At 47.5% G+C, this 303-nt stretch carries 1 pseudogene; it reads right to left on the bottom strand.

Annotated elements, in window-relative coordinates:
* Window positions 1–93: 93 nt before the first annotated feature.
* Window positions 94–303, bottom strand: a pseudogene (locus tag HMPREF2981_RS10930) (hypothetical protein); the annotation flags it as partial.

Genomic DNA, 303 nt, shown 5'->3' with positions numbered 1-303 from the left:
GAGGCTTCATGATTTTCTCCCAGTACCCGCTCTCGTAAGTGAACACCGGAACAATGAACGCATCCTTATATTCGCGTATATACTGCATAGTGTTTATACAGAAGGATCTGGCTCGTCAAATTCACTATGTACCAGGTGTACTTTCGAAGCAAGAACTGGATCATAAAACGGTGATTCAGGATAATACCGAGGGTCCTCCACAAAAACTCCTGTCGCATCATCATAGTCATTGGTGAATCCGTAGACCACCCCTTCTTTGTCGTATAGAGGGTCCGGGGCGCCGTTCGGGAAGTTCCTGCGCTG

It is taken from the genome of Rothia sp. HMSC069C01 (genome assembly GCF_001814655.1).
Taxonomy (GTDB): domain Bacteria; phylum Actinomycetota; class Actinomycetes; order Actinomycetales; family Micrococcaceae; genus Rothia; species Rothia dentocariosa.
This window is presented reverse-complemented; position numbering and strand designations above follow the sequence as displayed.